We start from the raw sequence: 17,201 nt of genomic DNA, 5'->3' as shown, positions 1-17,201 counted from the left end.
GCTAAAAATTTATGGTAATTTAATAATAATTTCAGAGCTGGCATCTGGCCTTGTCATATTCAGCTGTTTTTCTGCATTGCTTTCGATGGCACTATGCTCTGCCAAGCTATTTTGCTCTAATAATAAATTACGCCATTCATTTTCTAAGCCATCACGTTCAGTTAATAACACTTCAATTTTACTGGTGGTTTGCCGATTCAAGTGAGTAAAGTAAATGACTGAAAACGCTGATAGCAATACTAATAATAAAATGCCATATATAGCGAGATGGCGCCGAATGTCCTGCCAAATATCAAGTACTAACACCACTTTCTTGGTTGCCATACTAAAGCACCGTAATTAGCGCGCTAACCTTTGCGCAACACGAAGTACCGAGCTGCGAGAACGCACATTTTCTTCAACTTCATCTTTGCTGGGTTTTAACTTACGTCCAACTAAACTTAAATTCTTGCCTTTATTTAATTCTTCTTCACTAATTGGCATGCCTCGTGGCACTTTCTTACCTTGCGAATTTTTTTTCATAAACTGTTTTACTAAACGGTCTTCAAGTGAATGAAAACTAATCACCACCAAACGGCCATCGGTAGCAAGCACAGCTAAAGACGCTGCTAAAACTTTTTCAATTTGTTCTAATTCGCTGTTGATATACATGCGAATAGCTTGAAAGCTACGCGTAGCTGGATGCTTTTTAATTTCTCTTTGTGGTGCTGTTTTCTTAATTAATTGCGCTAATTGCCCTGTGCGAGTTAATGGAGTAACTTCTCGCTCATCAACAATGGCATTAGCGATACGCCAAGCATGTTTCTCTTCACCAAAAGTGCGCAGCACCCAAGTAATATCTTCGACATCAGCAACTGCAAGCCACTGTGCTGCCGTTTGCCCACGAGTGGTATCCATGCGCATATCAAGTGGGCCATCTTTCATAAAGCTAAAACCACGTTCAGCTTCATCAAGCTGTGGTGACGAGACACCTAAATCAAGTAAAATGCCATCAACTTTTTCAACCAGCTGATGCTTCTCAGCAATCATTTGTAAGTCAGCAAAACCATGGTGTTCGATGATAAAACGTTCATCATTAGCATATTTTTCTGCCACAGCTATTGCCGTAAGATCTCTATCTATCGCAATTAAACGGCCATTTGATCCAAGCTTTTCAAGAATTAAACCTGAATGTCCGCCACGGCCAAACGTACAGTCGATATAAATACCCTCTGGCTTTATTGCGAGCCCTGCGATTGACTCTTCAAGCAGAACTGAAATGTGTGCATTATCGTGTTGCATTATGAGTTTATAAACGCCATTTAGTTATTATCATTCAACGACTTATCATAAGGATAAATCAAGTAAGCGGTCAGTCAGTTCTATTTCACCTGACTGTATTTTCGCAATGCCTTGCTGCATTTGTGTTTGCCAAGCGCTATCGCTCCAAATTTCAAATTTTCTCAATTGTCCAACCAACATTAAGTTTTTTTCTAAGCCTGCATGTTGGCGTAATGGACCATTTATTAATAAACGACCACTTTTATCAATTTCACAATCTGAAGCGTTACCTAATAGCACTTGCTGTAATAATCGCTCTTGTGGATTCATACTCGACAAACCACAAAGCTTTAATTCTATTTCTTCCCATTCAGGCAGTGGATATAACAATAAGCATGGGTGTTGAATATCAAGGGTACAAACCATTTTTCCTTGGCAATCAGCAAATAGCTCTTCGCGATACCTTGTTGGTATCGTGATCCTATTTTTGCTATCGAGCGTTATTGCGCTAGTGCCTCTGTACATAGTCCAACTTATTGTTTGGGATCACTTTTGATCCACTAATTCCCACTTTATCCCACAATCATACAGTTTAGTGAGTAAAGCAAACTTATGTCAAGCAAAGTTTTTGTAATTTGATCGCGCTGAGTGCCTATAAAATAAAGGCTTTGAGGGAAGTGGATGAATTTGTGGGCTTTTGTGGATCTGCCACCCAATTATGGCGATATAATTAATTATTTTAGACTAAAATGCTATTTATCTGTCACAAATTAGCGACACTAGTGTTACCTTCACCCGAATTACGGGTGAGCGATAGTAGGATATAACAGAAAATGTTGACCTTTTAACTGAATGGCTAATTTAGCACCTAAAACAAACAATTCTTGACTGTAAAAACTTAACTGTGAGAATGCTAATATTGATTCTTTTTCAATGCTGCTCAGTAAATATCGATAACCTTGCTCAGTAACGCCGATATGTTCAATAACAACATTATTCGCCTGCTGTTGAGCAAGTTCAATATCTGTTGCTTTAACTAGTAACTGAAAATTCGTGCTATTAACACCATGACAGCGTTCTCGATTAATAATATGCTCAAGGTTTATTTTACCAATTAAGCTCGAGACTTCTGAGTGGCTGTCATCATTTAGCACTGACACTGGCAACCAACTACCCAATTGCAAGAAATCAGCGACTTGCCAACTACTAGGTTGCTGACAGACTTGCGCTGGCGCTCCTACTTGTAATATTTGACCATGGTGCATAACCGCAATTTTATCGGCAAAAGTGAATACTTCGTCTTTATTATGGGTGACAAAAATAGCAGTCATATCCAATCGCTTTAATAGTTGCCTAATTTCAATCATTAGCTCATGGCGTAATCTAGCGTCAATATTTGAAAAAGGTTCATCAAGCAATAATAAACTTGGCTGTGGTGCTAAAGCACGAGCAATAGCAACCCGCTGTTGTTGACCGCCGGATAATTGATGGGGATAACGATCAGCAAAGTCAGTTAGTTCTAATAACTTTAATAGTTCTTCACAACGCGACTTTTGTTCAGCTTTGGTTATTTTTTTCAGACCAAAGCAAATATTTTCACTGACCGTCAGATGTGGAAACAAGGCGTAATCTTGAAATATCATACCTATATTACGCTCTTCCGCTGGCAGCATATTTTCAACACTGATGTTGATAACTTTTTCAGCGCTATTGATAGCAATATTACCGGCACTTTGGCCAATAAAACCCGCTAAGGTATTTAATAGCGTGGTTTTACCACAACCACTTGGCCCAACAAGTCCTAGTATTTCACCTTTTGCCAATGATAAGTCAACTTGCGATAAAATCAGCTTTGATTGCAGTTCAACCGCTAAATTTTCGATGCTAATAAGTGCTTTCACTGGCTGTCCTTTTGGCGATTAAGAAAAATAATAGGCAGTAAGCCAAATAACACGATTAAAATAGCGCCGAGTGCCCCTTGCTCTAATCGCTCATCAGAAATGAGTTGGTATATCTGTGTACTTAAGGTTTCAAAGTTAAATGGCCGTAGCAATAATACCGCCGGTAATTCTTTCATCGCTTCAACAAAAACTAAGAGCCAAGCAACAAGAATAGATGATTTTAATAACGGTAAATGAACACGTAAAAGCGCCGGAAAAGTTTTTACACCTAGACTTGCCGGTGCTAAATCAAGTGAACGAGGAATTTGGCCCAGACCAGCACTGAGCGTACCATTAGCAATCGCTGAAAACCGCACTACAAAGGCAAAAACAATGGCAAAAACTGTACCTGATAATATCAAGCCTGGGGCAGTAAAACCTAGCATTTTGGCTACATTATTAATGCCATGATCGATTGGGCCAAAAGTTGCCAACATCGCCATAGCAAGCACAGTACCAGGAATAGCATAACCAAAACCTGAAATTTGTAGCGGTAACATCCGACCGCGACTTTGATGAAGACGCTGAAACGACGCTAACATCAAGGCTATTAACGTCGCAATAGTGGCACTATAAGCAGCAATTTCTATACTGTTTTTTCCGGTTTCAATTAAGGCCAAAAACTGTTGTTGATCCGCGTAATCAAACGCCATCACAAGTAACAATATCACCGGTAGTAAGAAACCGGCAAAAACTAAAAACCAACAAAATAAACTGGCGACAACTTGCTGCGTAAGAGAAAGTTTTTTGCGTTGATGTTGAGTATTGGGCCGACTTGATTGATGTCGCTGTCCTGCTCGGGCTCGTTGTTCAGCCACAACAACAAACAAAATAAACAGCATCAAAACACTCGCGAGTGCATTGGCAGCGGCAAAATCACTATAGCCTAACCAAGTATCATAAATAGCCGTGGTTAAGGTATTAACGGCAAAATATTGTACGGTAGCAAAATCAGCGAGGGTTTCCATTGTTACTAATGCTAATGACACGGCAATTGCAGGTCGGGCTAATGGTAATGCTATCTGATAAAAACTTTGGCGTTCTGTACAGCCTAATAAGCGGCTTGCGCGTAGTAAATTGCGATCTTGCTGTTCAAAAGCCGTACGTGTCAGCATGTATACATAAGGAAATAGCACTAAAGCTATCACGATGGCACCGCCGCCTATGGTTCGAATATCAAAGAAGTAATAATCATTGGGGGACTGCCAATCAAACCAGGCTCGTAACAAGCGCTGTACGGGGCCGGCATAATCAAATAGATCAGTATATAAGTATGCGACTAAATATGCCGGCATTGCTAAGGGTAGCATTAACAACCAGCGTAGTTGTTTGCCCATCACAATATTAGTTTGACTAATGATTGCGGCGGCAGGAACACCAAAACACAAAGATAACAGCGCAACCAGCAAACCCAACACGACAGTATTGCGGATATATTCAGGTAACACCGTGGCCCACAAATGGCTAAATAAATCGCTCGAAGCATTAAGACTACCCAGCAGCATTACAACGATAGGTAAGATTAATGCAAAAGCAAAAAACCAGCTGAAAAATTTCCAACTGGTATTTTTATTCCCAATGATCACGAAACTAAATCTTAAGAAAAAGTATTATAAATCAAACTGCGCCTTATCTAATAAAATTAACGCCGCTTTACGTTGCTTGGCAATAGTTTCGAGTGACAAATTATCTGCTTTAAACTGCCCCCAAGATTTCACTAATTGTGACGGTTCTACACCTGGACGCACAGGATATTCCATGTTTGTTTCTGCATACATTTTTTGTGCGGATTCTGAAACTAAAAAGTTCATTAAGGCTAAAGCGTTGCCTTGATTAGGGGCATATTTGGCCATCGCCATACCAGAAATATTAACATGAGCACCACGGTTATTTTGATTTGGAAAGTTAATATAAACTGCATCAGCCCAAACTTTTTGCTGCTCATCTTTCAACATATTACCAAAGTAATAACTGTTACCTAACGATACATCACATAAGTTTTGGTGAATGGCTTGTACTTGTGCACGATCACTGCCTTGTGGTTTACGTGCTAAGTTCGCTTTAACTTTTTCCAACCACGTTAGGGTATCTGCCTCGCCATGCTCTGCAATCATAGACGCAACTAACGCGACATTATAAGGATGCTTACCACTGCGAGTACAAATTTTTCCTTGCCACTTTTTATCCGCTAAATCTTCATAGTTAAAATCTATTTTTCCTAAACGTTTAGCAGAATAAATATTACGCACGCGTGTTGTTAACGCATACCAAGTATCGTCTGATGCTCTATATTGCGCAGGAATGGCTGCTGTCATTTCAGTCGAGGTTGCAGCTTGTAAAAGCCCTTTATCGTGCAATTCAATCAAACGGCTAATATCTGTGGTTAATAAAATATCCGCGGGGCTATATTCACCTTCACGAGCTAACCGTTCAGCCATGCCTTTTTTGGCAAAAACCACATTAACTTTAATACCAGTTTCTTTGGTAAACTCATCAAAAAGAGCTTTAACTAAAAACGGCTGACGATACGAATAAACATTAACCTCATCGTTTGCTAAAGCATGAAAACTTGCACCAATAAGGGCGACAAAAACAAGAGTAGAAAACCAGATTTTATTCAACATTAAGTCCGCCTAAACAGTCAGAAAAGAGATTCCTAAATTTGCCGTCAGACTAATGAAGATATTTATGGCTGTCAAGGGTTTTGAGAATTATTCTCATTTAACTTTGATTTCGGCTAGGTTTGAAGATAAATTTGTTAACCTGTTAACATTTCGCTTGTAAAAATGCTTTCGCTGACTCTGAAAGACAACGGTTAGAAATATAATGGCGAACTGAATTATGAGTTATTAGCCAGCCATTGGTTGTTGGTGCTAAACATTCAATATCTTTAAATAGCATTTTATTGTCATTATAAAATGACGATATATGAATACTGTTTTGATTAATTTTTAAGGTAACTTCAGCTTTAGCTACCTTACTTAGCATTTGACGGGCAACCCACCACGACTTTTTGTAACGAGTACTGACCAGTTCTAACACCCCTAGTGAGAAAACAAACCATGCTGCGTAAGGGTTGAGCTCTGAAAACAACACTAGGCCGGCACCAACAACCAGTAGTGCTAAACCTTTACCATATAAACGAACAAAAGTTTGTGCTTGCACGGACTCTTCATAACATTCATTAAAGTGAGATTTATCTAGAATAAATGTAGTTCGATAATCAAGGGGCTGGGTCATATTACAGTCATCATCATTGGAGTGGTCTGCATTTTACCTATATCTCGAGATAATTACTATTTTGTCATCTCAGCAGACAACACTTGACTGGATAACCATTAGTTCAACATCTTATAATCAACTGAGCTTACTTTAATGATAATAGATCAGCTTAAGGCTCAAAGGCTGAATTACCTACATAAAATAAAGAGAGTGAAATGGAGAGTGAAGTAGTTTTTTTGCCACTAGTACCTATGCAAAAAAACAATCAACTTAGCTGTATATAGCGGCATAGTTAATTTAGCCACCTAATTAGAGGTGTTATTATTCACCTCATCAAATTTTTGGTGACATTTTGAATTTATAGGTTTTAATCAAATCAGACAGTCGAATAAGCCACCATTGCCGTCGTTCACATTTGAAATATTAATGATCAGTTTGTCAGATCACTTGTCGTTAGGTAAACCAATGCTAACGTCCGCTTTCGTATCTAAACTGCCTTTTACTGAGGTGAATTTGGTTAAGAAAAATCGTCCGCAAAGTGGCCAGCCTGTGTAAAAACTCATTGTTGTTCGTATAAATTTTAAAATACGTTTTACCGCTTAGTTTGTTTATTTTGGATGTGAGTCGAATTTAAAATAAAAAGATAAAGCTAGAGCCTTATATCGTGGCCTTTATGGCGTTCATTAACCCTTCAACACCCATTATGTTTAACATTCGCTTGAAGTTATAAGCCAGAACATGGAGATTCATTTCGGTTCGGACGTTTTTAAATCGACGAGTGAGTGAATGCGTCATACCCATCCAACATTTAATCGTACCGAACGGATGTTCAACGGTCTGCTTTCTTATCAGCATCAAGTCTGGCCGTTTTTTCATCAACTTATCCATATTATCTATTCTGTCTTGATGCACCCATCGAGATATTTTTCGTGGTGTTGCACTTTTTGTGCATTGTGGCTGCAAGCTACAATGTCGGCAATCTTTGATACGCACTCGGTAATGCATCAAATATAAATCACGCTCTTTTGTTCTGGTTTTACCCGGCATTAATTGACAGTTATTGGGGCAAATATAAACATCGTTGTCTTTATCATAGGTAAATTTCGAACGATTAAAGATGCCTTTTTTATCGCCACCTGAAGTATCACCTTTTGGTACAAGTGGTGTCATACCTGCATCTTGAGTGTCTTTGATATCTTGGCCGCTGAAGTAACCTTTATCTGCGATAACTATTAGGTCTTTTCTTTTTAGTGCGTGTTGCGCTAAAACCGCTGTAGGGCAGAGTTGACCTCGGTCAGTCGTATCAGTAACTTCATGTGCAACGATTAAGTGATGCTTGGTATCAACAGCGCTTTGTATGTTGTAGCTAACAACTCTTGTCATACCCTGCGTTTTCATCAGTCTTGAATCTGGATCCGTGGTGGATATTTGTTTTTCTGGATGCGCTTTAACTTCTTCTTCTAGTGTTTTTAATTCAGCTAGCTTCTGTTTTAAATTATTAATGGTTTCTTGAGTTGCCTTGACCGTTTGGGGGCTATGTTGCTCTTCATCAGCACGGTCTAGTTTTGCTAAATAGTTACTAATATGTTTTTCAACACGTTCAATATGAAAGGCCATTTTCTTTGGGGTGTAATTGTTATCTTTGTTATTGCTGGCTTTAAATTTACTACCATCAATAGCAATCTCACCTTCATCAAACATCTGAAGTTTCCTGCATAGCTCAACGAATGTCCGGCACACATGCTTAATACCCTTAGCATTATTTTTTCTAAAATCAGCAATGGTTTTAAAATCTGGAGCAAGTCGTTCAAGTAGCCACATGAGTACAATATTTCGATTCGCTTCAATTTCTAATCTTCTAGAAGATTGGACTCGATTTAGATATCCATAGAGATAGAATTTTAACATAACCGCAGGGTGATACTTAGGACGGCCAGTAGACTTGGTGATCACCCCCGTAAAACCTAACTCAGCTAAATCCAATGCTTCAATAAACACATCAATGACTCGGACGGTATTTTCAGCATGAACAAAGTCATTGAGAGATTCAGGAAAGAGTGTCGATTGGGCACGATTAGCACCTTTAATAAAACCAGACATTACGCTTACCAATAAAGATTAACTTACTAATAATTATAGTAAATAAGTGCTATATTTGTGAGAAAGGTTAAGACTGATTGATCATAAGTACACGATAGTTATTCGAAAAGGTGATCAAAAGTTTTTCACACAACCTGTGGCAATAGTTAGCGTCCCAAGATGACTTTCCACAGAAAGCTTTGAGGTCAATTACTGTTTTTCAGGTTTAGTTCAGCTTGATATTAAAAAACGTCAGTTCAAGTCTGAGCTACTACACATTATAACTATAACTTATCTCAATTGAGGTTATTCGTTTTAGTGTTTTTATCTTGCGTATCCACTTCTAATGTCGACAATTCGCTATTCGGCGACAATTCTTCTTCTGCTGTCACCTGCGTCTGAGATACCTTGCCTTTACGGTTGGAATTTAGCGAGGTTAAATAAAGCTCTATTTTTTGCTTGGCAACCGCCGTTAAACCTCCCGCTTGTTGCTGCTCTTCAAGTAGTCGTTCAATTTTACCAAAGAGTTTATCGAAATTTTCATCAAGCTGATTTTTGACAAGGTTTGGATTTTCGGTCGTGCTTTTACTGTAATTACCTTGTGTGGTATTTGGGTTTTTGTCCGTATTATTAGCAGCATCAACAGAGCTTGCCTCTTTGGCATTTACCGGTAAATCGCCGAATAAGTTTAACCAGTGATCGGTATTATGCCCCCAGTGCATTAAGCGCTGAAAGTGGCCATCTTGCTTACTATTGCCTTTGACTAAATCAAGTACCGTACAAATAATGGCTACCGGACTCAGTATTAAATCTCTTGCCGCATCCAATATTAACTTTATTTGAAACTTGATACTTTCACGAATGAGTTGCCATCGCCGTTTACTCGCACTAGTCATTTCTCTTCCTTTTTATGATTCATCTTAAGCTTTATTTAACTGAGGCTCTCTTGACATAGTAACGGCTTCAAGAAAATTTAGACAATAAAAAACCGCGTTAAACGCGGTTTTTAAAACAAGCAATGAAGCTAGATTAACCGTTGATAAAATCAACACCTTCTTGAATGTCTGCTTTTAGTGTTGCAAGCATGTCATTTTTGGCTTTTTCTTCAAAAGCACTTAACTCACCGTATGGTAAAATTTCAGCGATACCGTTAACACCTAAACGCACTGGATGAGCAAAAAATGGCGCATCGCCAGCTTCAACTTCCACGTAAGCGTAATCAACAACATCTTCGCCTTGTAAACCTTTAACTAAAGATAAACAAAAACGAGCAGCAGCAGCACCCATTGAAAGCGTTGCAGAGCCGCCACCAGCTTTAGCATTTACCACTTCAGTACCGGCATTTTGAATGCGAGGTGTTAAGGCCGCAACTTCTTCATCAGAGAAAGTAACACCTTCAACTTGCGATAGAAGAGGTAAAATTGTCGTACCTGAATGGCCGCCAATTACTGGAATTTTCACGTCAGCTACATTCAAGCCTTTTAATTCAGCAATAAAAGCTTCAGAGCGAATAACATCAAGTGTTGTTACACCGAAAACACGGTTTTTATCGTAAGTACCGGCTTTTTTGAACACTTCAGCAACAATTGGCACAGTGCCGTTTACTGGGTTAGTAATAATACCCACTAATGCTTTAGGACAGTTAGCAACAATGCCTTCTGCTAAAGTTTTGATAATACCCGCATTAACTGCAAATAAATCAGCACGATCCATACCTGGTTTACGTGGCATGCCCGCAGGAATAATAACAATGTCAGCACCAGTAAGTGCGCCAGCTAAATCGTCAGCACCAAAACCAGCAACGTTTACTGCTGTAGGGATGTGTGATAAATCAACGGCAACACCTGGAACTACTGGTGCAACGTCATATAAAGATAACTCAGAACCTGCAGGTAATTGAGTTTTTAATAGTAAAGATAACGCTTGACCGATTCCGCCAGCAGCGCCTAGCACAGCAACTTTCATTTGATGTCTCCGAAATTTGAGTAATTACGTAATAATTTGTCGGCCAAAAGATATAGCATAAGTGGCCAAAAAACAATGATTATTAACCTGTATTGGCTTATAAGGATAACGTATAATAAAAATTGTGAAATAATACTTAGGTATTACAAATCAACAATAGTCGATAAAAATAGCCATTAAACAGCGAACTTATTATGAGCGGACAAAAAAAACAAGAAGCTTTAGTACAAGCATTCAAAGATTTATTAAAACAAGAGCAATTTAGCTCGCAAGGTGACATTGCAGATGCACTAAAGTCGCAAGGTTTTGATAATATTAGTCAGTCAAAAGTATCGCGTATGCTCAGTAAATTTGGTGCCGTGCGTACACGTAATGCTCGCCAAGAAATGGTTTATTGTTTGCCTGCAGAGCTAGGTATGCCAACGGCTAAAAGCCCATTAAAACAGCTGGTTCTCGATATCGAGCATAACGATGTAATGATTATTATTAGAACCAGTCCCGGCGCGGCGCAGTTAATTGCTCGCTTACTCGATAGTGTCAGTAAAAGTGATGGCGTACTTGGTACGATTGCCGGTGATGACACTATTTTTATAGCCCCTACCGACGTCAAAGAAATAAAGCAAACCATTGCTAAGCTTGAAGCGCTCTTTCTAAAAAACTTAAGCTAACCCAAATAACTTATTAAGACACTGAAGGTTTAAACCAACCATGTTCAGTGTTACATCTGTTTTAAGGGATAATCCCCCCTATTAAAAAGATGCATCTTGAGCATGATTCGCTCAGACGTCCTGAAACGCACATCTTGAGGGGCTATGGAAATATAGCGTTAATAGCAACACCTCACTACTCACCAAGCTTCGCTAAAACATTTAAGCTCGGGACAAAAAATGCGGCACCGGTTTCTGCTTGCGTATATTTAAGCATATGGTCACTGTGTCCGTGGGCATCGCCGGTGATCATACTTTTAAGCATCAGTTCAAAAGGTTCAGGTGAGTGACAATAAGAGACAAAGAACAGCCCCTGTAGCTTCATATCACCATAAGGCATACTCTGGCGTAATATTTCAAGGCTATTACCTTCACTATCTTTTAAGTTAACGCGTTTAATATGTGAAGTGGGGGCTTTATTCTCTTCAGAATACTCTTCATTATTAACTTTAGTACGTGAGAAAATATCTTCTTGGTCTTTGACTTCTAAAGAATTCCATAAATTTAAATTATGTCGATAGCGTTGAATATGTAAATAACTACCGGCAGAAAATTCAGGATCTTCTTGTTCATTAATCAAGGCAACTCGACGGCGATGATGGCCTTGTGGATTTTCAGTACCGTCAACAAATCCAGTGAGATCACGGCCATCTAAAAACCGAAATGATCTTACTTGCTCAACCAATTCAACACTATCAGCTAATAACTGACAAACTTTTGTTGCTACAATGTGATTAACATCCGCTCTATCACCACGAATTTCGATATACAGATCATAATTATTGGCCGGAGCAGTACAATCCTCGACAGCCATTTCTGGAAACTGTCTTAAGTATTTAGGGCGAGCTTCGGGGTATAGCTCATCCCAAAAATTAGTACCTATAGCAATAACCCCGGCTAAATTAGCTTCAGAAAAACGATCAGCGTATTTATCAAATAAAGCGGGCAAACGGGATAATGCTTTACGTAAAAATAAATTTTTATCGTCGAAGGCATTAAATAATAAATAATATCCGTGAAGACTAGGCTCCGCACATACACCAAACTGTTCTCTGGCCATTTCACAATCCGCTTATAAACATATTAACTAATGCGTTAATTTTACACATTTTATTGCTAATGGCAGTAAAATTTAATAAATATTTAATCTGCCTTAATCTACTACACATAGTTAAGGTTAATATTGCTATGCAAAAATATAAAAAGCCTGTACAAATTAAAGCACAGGCTCTATAACTTTCGATATCAATGAACTACTTAGCCACGAGTAAACTCAGGATAAGCTTCCATACCACAATCTGATTTATCAACACCTTCATACTCTTCTTCGTCCGTTACTCTGATGCCAATTAATTTTTTCAAAATAAACCATACCGCTAAACTCGTAAAGAAGACCCAAACAAAAATTGTCGCCGCACCGATCAACTGTCCACTTAATGTAGAAGCACTATTGGTGACGGGTACTAATAACAAACCAAGTAGACCGACCACACCATGTACAGAAATAGCACCAACAGGATCATCGATTTTTAACTTATCTAAACTGATGATTGAGAAAACAACTACGATACCAGCGATAGCACCAAACAATGTCGCTTGTAACGGTGTCGGGGTTGATGGCTCAGCCGTTATCACAACTAAACCTGCTAATGCGCCATTGAGAGCCATGGTTAAATCTGCTTTTTTAAATAAGACTTTCGCTAAGATTAATGCTGCTACTGCGCCTGCAGCTGCAGATGCATTGGTATTTAGAAATACCATAGCAACCGAATGTGAACTAGCGATATCGCCCAGCTTCAATACCGAGCCACCATTGAAGCCAAACCAACCCATCCACAAAATAAAGGTACCTAAAGTCGCCATAGGTAAATTAGAGCCCGGAATCGCATTGATGTGACCATCAGCACTGTATTTGCCTTTACGTGCCCCTAACAATAAGACACCTGCTAATGCCGCGGCTGCACCCGCCATATGAACAATACCAGAGCCAGCAAAGTCTGAAAAACCTAGTTCAGATAAGGTATATAAACCAAACACGGCGTTACCACCCCAAGTCCAACTACCTTCCATGGGATAAATAACAGCAGTTAACACAACCGCAAAGGCTAAAAATGCCCATAATTTCATCCGCTCAGCTACCGCACCCGAAACAATTGACATAGCCGTGGCAACAAAAACAACTTGGAAAAAGAAATCTGATGCCGCTGAATATATTGCCGCACCTGTAAAGCCATCTTCTCGCGTAGAAAATTCAGCTAACACCTTAGCAGGGTCAACCGTCTCAATGCCCGACAAGAAAATACCACCACCGTACATAATGTCGTAACCAACAAATAAATACATCATGCAAGCAATCGCATATAAGGCGACATTTTTAGTTAAAATTTCGGTGGTGTTTTTAGCACGAACTAGGCCCGCTTCTAACATCGAAAAACCTGCCGCCATCCACATCACTAAGGCACCACAAATTAAAAAGTAGAAGGTGTCCATCGCATACTGAAGTTGAAAAATATTTTGTTCCATGATGAGCTCCTATAGCGCTTCTGCGTCTTGTTCACCAGTACGAATTCGCACCGCTTGTTCAAGGTCATAAACAAATATTTTGCCATCACCAATTTTTCCTGTGTGTGCTGACTCTGCAATAGCTTCCACTAAGCGCTGCACCACATCATCATTTACTGCAATTTCAAGTTTTACTTTTGGTAAAAAGTCCACTTGATATTCCGCACCACGATAGAGTTCTGTATGCCCTTTTTGACGGCCAAAACCTTTAACTTCGCTCACCGTTAATCCTTCAACACCGATTTCAGAGATCGCTTCTCTGACATTATCAAGTTTGAATGGCTTTATTATCGCATTGACTAGTTTCATTTTACTTTCCCTTATTTTTCGTTAGTAAATACTTATCAAGCACCATGCCAAATAAATATTACATAAAAAACAACAAGATAGATGATTGATGCTGAGGTACCTCGCACCATGACAGTGCGAAGACAAGTGATTTGCAAGCTACTGGTGCATTTAAAAATGTCTAAAATTGACTTAATTTATTAAAGAAGCCAGCCTGGTTTAAATCACTTGATTTGACTCAATCAGCCACTATAGATAAATAAATCATCAAAAGTGATGAAAGGTGGGATGAACATATTATCTTGTAGACTTATACCAATTTGATTAAATTTCTTCCCAATTCAGAGCTCGAGTTTAAAAGGTTTACATACTGCGTTATTGATTTTGACAAGGTTCTCACAGGGATGTGAGTCATTAGAACAACGCCGGAGCAGTTGTCGAGAATAACCCATATCTTCAATCAATGCCTTGCATGGTGTAGGTACTTAGGTTCAGTCTGGAACTATGAAACTGTGCCGCTAAGCCTTTTAATTCTCGCAGAGTGGTAAAGAACTTAATCAATTTGGTATTATTAAATACAGAAAAATCAAAAGATAACTTATGCTAAGAAATACAACTGAATTAAAAATTAGCACAGATGTATTTCTTATAATTGGGTATTAAGCTGATAGCGTTACAAAAAATAAATAAAAATGATGCTGTTAGGCTACTGTAAACTACGCTTTAGGGTGATTATTCTATTGCTGTATCGACATCATTAATAAAAACTAGGATAAATCGTACCTAACCATATCAAAAGCCAACAACGATTAATAAATCATGGCGGCGCCAGGATTTAAAATAGACAAAATGCTCAAACGTTCAAGATCACAAAAATTATTCGCGCCTTTAAGCATATTCTGATCAATAGGTAATTGTTGCAGTGTATCTTCAGTTAATAACAACTCAATAGCATGTGAGCTACAATCGTATTGACTCAACATGATTCGTTTCGCGAGATACAATAACTTGCTTTCGTCACTGCTATAGGTGAAATCATTATCATCTTGATTACGAATAGGCTCGATAATGCTAAATGGCAATTGCCATTGTTTTAGCAGCTCAGCACTACATGCACCATAGGTAAAACCAAGGCTTGCTACTTGTTTTTCCCAAGGTAATTCTGTTGAAGAAAAACTGTTCGCTACAAGCATTTGCTCTGGAGACACCTGATGAACAACAAGTTCTCCCAAATTGTGTAGTAAGCCTAAAATAAATAAACGTTCGGAATTTGCTATATTAAGCCTCGCGCCAAGGTATTTTACAATTAGCGCACAATCAACACTTTTACACCAGAAATCATCTAGATAGTCCTGTTTAGCGTCTATTCCTTTAAAAGCTTTGTTAGTAAAAAAAGTAATCACTAAATTGTAAACTTCAGTAATGCCTAACACTAGTACAGCTTTAGAAATGGTATCAATTTTACCAGAATAATTAAAAAAGGAACTATTCGCTAATTTTAAAATGGTTCCCGCCAATGCCGGATCCAATAATATCACATCGGCAATATCATCAATTGTAGAGCTTTCATCATCAATCAACTCCTTAATACGAATAAAAGAATCCGAGAGGACAAACATCTCACTGGCTCGTTCTGCATAATCATTAACATTCATTATCATCATTCCCAAATAAACCTGCCATATATTCCTTTACGGCACCTTAAACTTAGTAGGCAATAGCTAAACTATCTCAAAAAGCTGATGGTACATATAGCTCGTTAAGATGAGATAGCTTATAGAAATATGCCTTGTTTTGCTCTATCGAACTTAAGACCAAATTAAACCTATAAATAATAAATTCAGTTTAACCTATTTACGTTAGTTATCCTTTAAAACAATCAATTTACCTGCAAACTTACATGATAAGAAGTAAACTTACGCAAATTGATCACACCCGCATCAAAAATCAAATACTGCCCTTTTATGCCAACTAATGTCCCTGAAACTTCCGGTGTTTTATCAAAATTAAATGATGATATTTTTGTTAAATATTGCTGAACAGGGAAGTGTAAATCTATCACATCTTCATTCAGTTCAGTGACAGCATCAACGCCATATTTTAAACTAACACTTGCCAATTTTTCAGCGATTTTAGGTTTTAGCTCCTCGGCAATAGCTTTTAAGTCTAGCGCCTCAGCACTGCCCTTAAGCATAGCTCGCCAATTAGTTTTATCGGCTATATATTCAGCCAATGCTATTTCAACAAGGCCGGATTGTAAGCGAGTGCTTACTTTAAATATAGCTAAAGCCTGTGTTGCCCCTTGATCGATCCAGCGCGTGGGTATTTGGGTGTGGCGTGTAATACCCACTTTTAAGCCTGAAGTATTGGCTAAATAAACATAATGCGGGATCATGCAATTACTTTCCCCCCACTGCGGCTCTCGACAAGTTCCTTGCTCAAAATGGCAAGTTTCTGGCTTCATAATGCACATATCACATTGCGCTAATTTTTGCATACAAGGGTAACAATATCCTTGAGAATAGCTTTTTTTAGTTTTTCTACCACAATGCTGGCAATCAATATGACCGCTATATTGCAGTGTTAGGTGCTTACCGATCAGTGAATTCAACTCAACTTCTTGCTCACCAACCACCATACGGTAGTTTACCGTACCATCTAAGGATAAATCTGCACGCATTTTTCGCAGAGCACCTGTTTCTATTTGCAACATATATCAACCTATTATTTTTTCAGTCGCTAATAATATAAAAATCACCTACTAGCAGCTAGCACTAATTCATTTTTAGCTCGAATATCAGCAAAAAACTTGCGATGATACCTAGATATCTCACTGATCGGACTTTATTTATCTTATATGTGGTACGTCTATTTCCTTCGTTGCGCTGATAATAGCCTTTATGCCGGTATTACCACCTGCCTTGAGCGTCGTTTAGCTGAACATAACAGCTGCAATAAAAAAGCGGCAAAATATACACGTGTGCGCCGTCCGGTAAAACTCGCCTATGCTGAGCCGCAACATGATCGACAGCAAGCAAGCCGCCGTGAATATCAACTTAAGCAACTCAATAAGCGTAACAAGGAACAATTAGTTGAAAGTTACCAACTTGCCAACAAGTAAAATAATATACAGCTGTTCGCCTAAACCCCTTGTTTTTACTGGTCTGCTTTGTAAACA

17 protein-coding genes are annotated in these 17,201 nt (G+C 38.6%); 2 read left to right on the top strand and 15 right to left on the bottom strand.

Translation table 11 applies throughout. The annotated features are described in order from the left end of the window. Positions 1 to 9: 9 nt before the first annotated feature. The 10 genes from ftsL to mdh form a co-directional block, all read right to left on the bottom strand. The gene (gene ftsL / locus FGD67_RS13635) at positions 10 to 324 is read right to left on the bottom strand and encodes a cell division protein FtsL (protein ID WP_077283799.1); all 315 of its coding nucleotides are present in this window, start codon (positions 322 to 324) and stop codon (positions 10 to 12) included. A 15-nt stretch (positions 325 to 339) separates the two neighbouring features. Next, positions 340 to 1,281 (bottom strand): 16S rRNA (cytosine(1402)-N(4))-methyltransferase RsmH, encoded by a 942-nt coding sequence (gene rsmH, locus FGD67_RS13630; protein ID WP_257171681.1) that lies wholly within the window; start codon positions 1,279 to 1,281, stop codon positions 340 to 342. A 45-nt stretch (positions 1,282 to 1,326) separates the two neighbouring features. After that, positions 1,327 to 1,785, bottom strand: a complete 459-nt coding sequence (gene mraZ / locus FGD67_RS13625) for a division/cell wall cluster transcriptional repressor MraZ (protein ID WP_257171680.1) — start codon at positions 1,783 to 1,785, stop codon at positions 1,327 to 1,329. A 275-nt stretch (positions 1,786 to 2,060) separates the two neighbouring features. Continuing rightward, on the bottom strand, positions 2,061 to 3,161 hold the full coding sequence (locus FGD67_RS13620; RefSeq protein WP_257171679.1) for an ABC transporter ATP-binding protein: 1,101 nt from the start codon (positions 3,159 to 3,161) through the stop codon (positions 2,061 to 2,063). Further along, positions 3,158 to 4,786, bottom strand: coding sequence for an iron ABC transporter permease (locus tag FGD67_RS13615; protein ID WP_257171678.1), 1,629 nt, complete (start codon positions 4,784 to 4,786; stop codon positions 3,158 to 3,160). Before FGD67_RS13615 ends, FGD67_RS13620 begins: the two co-directional genes overlap by 4 nt. A gap of 24 nt (positions 4,787 to 4,810) precedes the next feature. Beyond that, the gene (locus FGD67_RS13610; RefSeq protein ID WP_257171677.1) at positions 4,811 to 5,824 is read right to left on the bottom strand and encodes an extracellular solute-binding protein; all 1,014 of its coding nucleotides are present in this window, start codon (positions 5,822 to 5,824) and stop codon (positions 4,811 to 4,813) included. Positions 5,825 to 5,966: 142 nt separating this feature from the next. Further along, positions 5,967 to 6,440, bottom strand: coding sequence for a YcxB family protein (locus tag FGD67_RS13605; RefSeq protein ID WP_257171676.1), 474 nt, complete (start codon positions 6,438 to 6,440; stop codon positions 5,967 to 5,969). 639 nt (positions 6,441 to 7,079) lie between these two features. Beyond that, positions 7,080 to 8,522, bottom strand: a complete 1,443-nt coding sequence (locus FGD67_RS13600; RefSeq protein WP_257171675.1) for an IS1182 family transposase — start codon at positions 8,520 to 8,522, stop codon at positions 7,080 to 7,082. A gap of 275 nt (positions 8,523 to 8,797) precedes the next feature. Then, entirely contained in the window at positions 8,798 to 9,397 is a 600-nt protein-coding gene (locus FGD67_RS13595; RefSeq protein ID WP_257171674.1) for a hypothetical protein, read from the bottom strand. Positions 9,398 to 9,530: 133 nt separating this feature from the next. Then, positions 9,531 to 10,466, bottom strand: coding sequence for a malate dehydrogenase (gene mdh, locus FGD67_RS13590; protein WP_257171673.1), 936 nt, complete (start codon positions 10,464 to 10,466; stop codon positions 9,531 to 9,533). Between the two features lie 194 nt (positions 10,467 to 10,660). Here mdh and argR point away from each other — a divergent pair, with 194 nt between their 5' ends. Beyond that, complete coding sequence (argR, locus tag FGD67_RS13585) at positions 10,661 to 11,134, top strand: transcriptional regulator ArgR (RefSeq protein WP_077283815.1); 474 nt, start codon at positions 10,661 to 10,663, stop codon at positions 11,132 to 11,134. A 175-nt stretch (positions 11,135 to 11,309) separates the two neighbouring features. On the opposite strand, the gene FGD67_RS13580 is transcribed toward argR, so the two are convergent. From FGD67_RS13580 to FGD67_RS13560, 5 genes are all read right to left on the bottom strand, one after another. Then, complete coding sequence (locus tag FGD67_RS13580) at positions 11,310 to 12,233, bottom strand: Dyp-type peroxidase (protein ID WP_257171672.1); 924 nt, start codon at positions 12,231 to 12,233, stop codon at positions 11,310 to 11,312. A gap of 197 nt (positions 12,234 to 12,430) precedes the next feature. Further along, positions 12,431 to 13,696: an ammonium transporter gene (locus FGD67_RS13575; RefSeq protein WP_257171671.1), complete on the bottom strand. Its 1,266-nt coding sequence runs from the start codon at positions 13,694 to 13,696 to the stop codon at positions 12,431 to 12,433. A gap of 9 nt (positions 13,697 to 13,705) precedes the next feature. After that, on the bottom strand, positions 13,706 to 14,044 hold the full coding sequence (locus FGD67_RS13570; protein WP_077283821.1) for a P-II family nitrogen regulator: 339 nt from the start codon (positions 14,042 to 14,044) through the stop codon (positions 13,706 to 13,708). A gap of 788 nt (positions 14,045 to 14,832) precedes the next feature. Continuing rightward, complete coding sequence (locus tag FGD67_RS13565) at positions 14,833 to 15,678, bottom strand: HDOD domain-containing protein (protein WP_257171670.1); 846 nt, start codon at positions 15,676 to 15,678, stop codon at positions 14,833 to 14,835. Between the two features lie 224 nt (positions 15,679 to 15,902). Continuing rightward, complete coding sequence (locus tag FGD67_RS13560) at positions 15,903 to 16,736, bottom strand: DUF2797 domain-containing protein (RefSeq protein ID WP_257171669.1); 834 nt, start codon at positions 16,734 to 16,736, stop codon at positions 15,903 to 15,905. A 144-nt stretch (positions 16,737 to 16,880) separates the two neighbouring features. Here FGD67_RS13560 and FGD67_RS13555 point away from each other — a divergent pair, with 144 nt between their 5' ends. Further along, the gene (locus FGD67_RS13555) at positions 16,881 to 17,144 is read left to right on the top strand and encodes a GIY-YIG nuclease family protein (RefSeq protein ID WP_257171668.1); all 264 of its coding nucleotides are present in this window, start codon (positions 16,881 to 16,883) and stop codon (positions 17,142 to 17,144) included. Positions 17,145 to 17,201: the final 57 nt, after the last annotated feature.

The sequence above is a fragment of the Colwellia sp. M166 genome, from assembly GCF_024585285.1.
Lineage (GTDB): Bacteria > Pseudomonadota > Gammaproteobacteria > Enterobacterales > Alteromonadaceae > Cognaticolwellia.
Note: the sequence above shows the minus strand (reverse complement) of the source record. Positions and strands in the feature narration are given on the sequence as shown.

Excerpts from the sequence above, each read along its gene's own strand:
- argR (WP_077283815.1), top strand. The coding sequence starts at position 10,661 with ATGAGCGGACAAAAAAAACAAGAAGCTTTAGTACAAGCATTCAAAGAT.
- FGD67_RS13565 (WP_257171670.1), bottom strand. The coding sequence starts at position 15,678 with ATGAATGTTAATGATTATGCAGAACGAGCCAGTGAGATGTTTGTCCTC.
- FGD67_RS13555 (WP_257171668.1), top strand. The coding sequence starts at position 16,881 with ATGTGGTACGTCTATTTCCTTCGTTGCGCTGATAATAGCCTTTATGCC.
- rsmH (WP_257171681.1), bottom strand. The coding sequence starts at position 1,281 with ATGCAACACGATAATGCACACATTTCAGTTCTGCTTGAAGAGTCAATC.
- FGD67_RS13605 (WP_257171676.1), bottom strand. The coding sequence starts at position 6,440 with ATGACCCAGCCCCTTGATTATCGAACTACATTTATTCTAGATAAATCT.
- FGD67_RS13570 (WP_077283821.1), bottom strand. The coding sequence starts at position 14,044 with ATGAAACTAGTCAATGCGATAATAAAGCCATTCAAACTTGATAATGTC.
- FGD67_RS13595 (WP_257171674.1), bottom strand. The coding sequence starts at position 9,397 with ATGACTAGTGCGAGTAAACGGCGATGGCAACTCATTCGTGAAAGTATC.
- mraZ (WP_257171680.1), bottom strand. The coding sequence starts at position 1,785 with ATGTACAGAGGCACTAGCGCAATAACGCTCGATAGCAAAAATAGGATC.
- FGD67_RS13560 (WP_257171669.1), bottom strand. The coding sequence starts at position 16,736 with ATGTTGCAAATAGAAACAGGTGCTCTGCGAAAAATGCGTGCAGATTTA.
- FGD67_RS13600 (WP_257171675.1), bottom strand. The coding sequence starts at position 8,522 with ATGTCTGGTTTTATTAAAGGTGCTAATCGTGCCCAATCGACACTCTTT.
- FGD67_RS13575 (WP_257171671.1), bottom strand. The coding sequence starts at position 13,696 with ATGGAACAAAATATTTTTCAACTTCAGTATGCGATGGACACCTTCTAC.
- ftsL (WP_077283799.1), bottom strand. The coding sequence starts at position 324 with ATGGCAACCAAGAAAGTGGTGTTAGTACTTGATATTTGGCAGGACATT.
- mdh (WP_257171673.1), bottom strand. The coding sequence starts at position 10,466 with ATGAAAGTTGCTGTGCTAGGCGCTGCTGGCGGAATCGGTCAAGCGTTA.
- FGD67_RS13610 (WP_257171677.1), bottom strand. The coding sequence starts at position 5,824 with ATGTTGAATAAAATCTGGTTTTCTACTCTTGTTTTTGTCGCCCTTATT.
- FGD67_RS13580 (WP_257171672.1), bottom strand. The coding sequence starts at position 12,233 with ATGGCCAGAGAACAGTTTGGTGTATGTGCGGAGCCTAGTCTTCACGGA.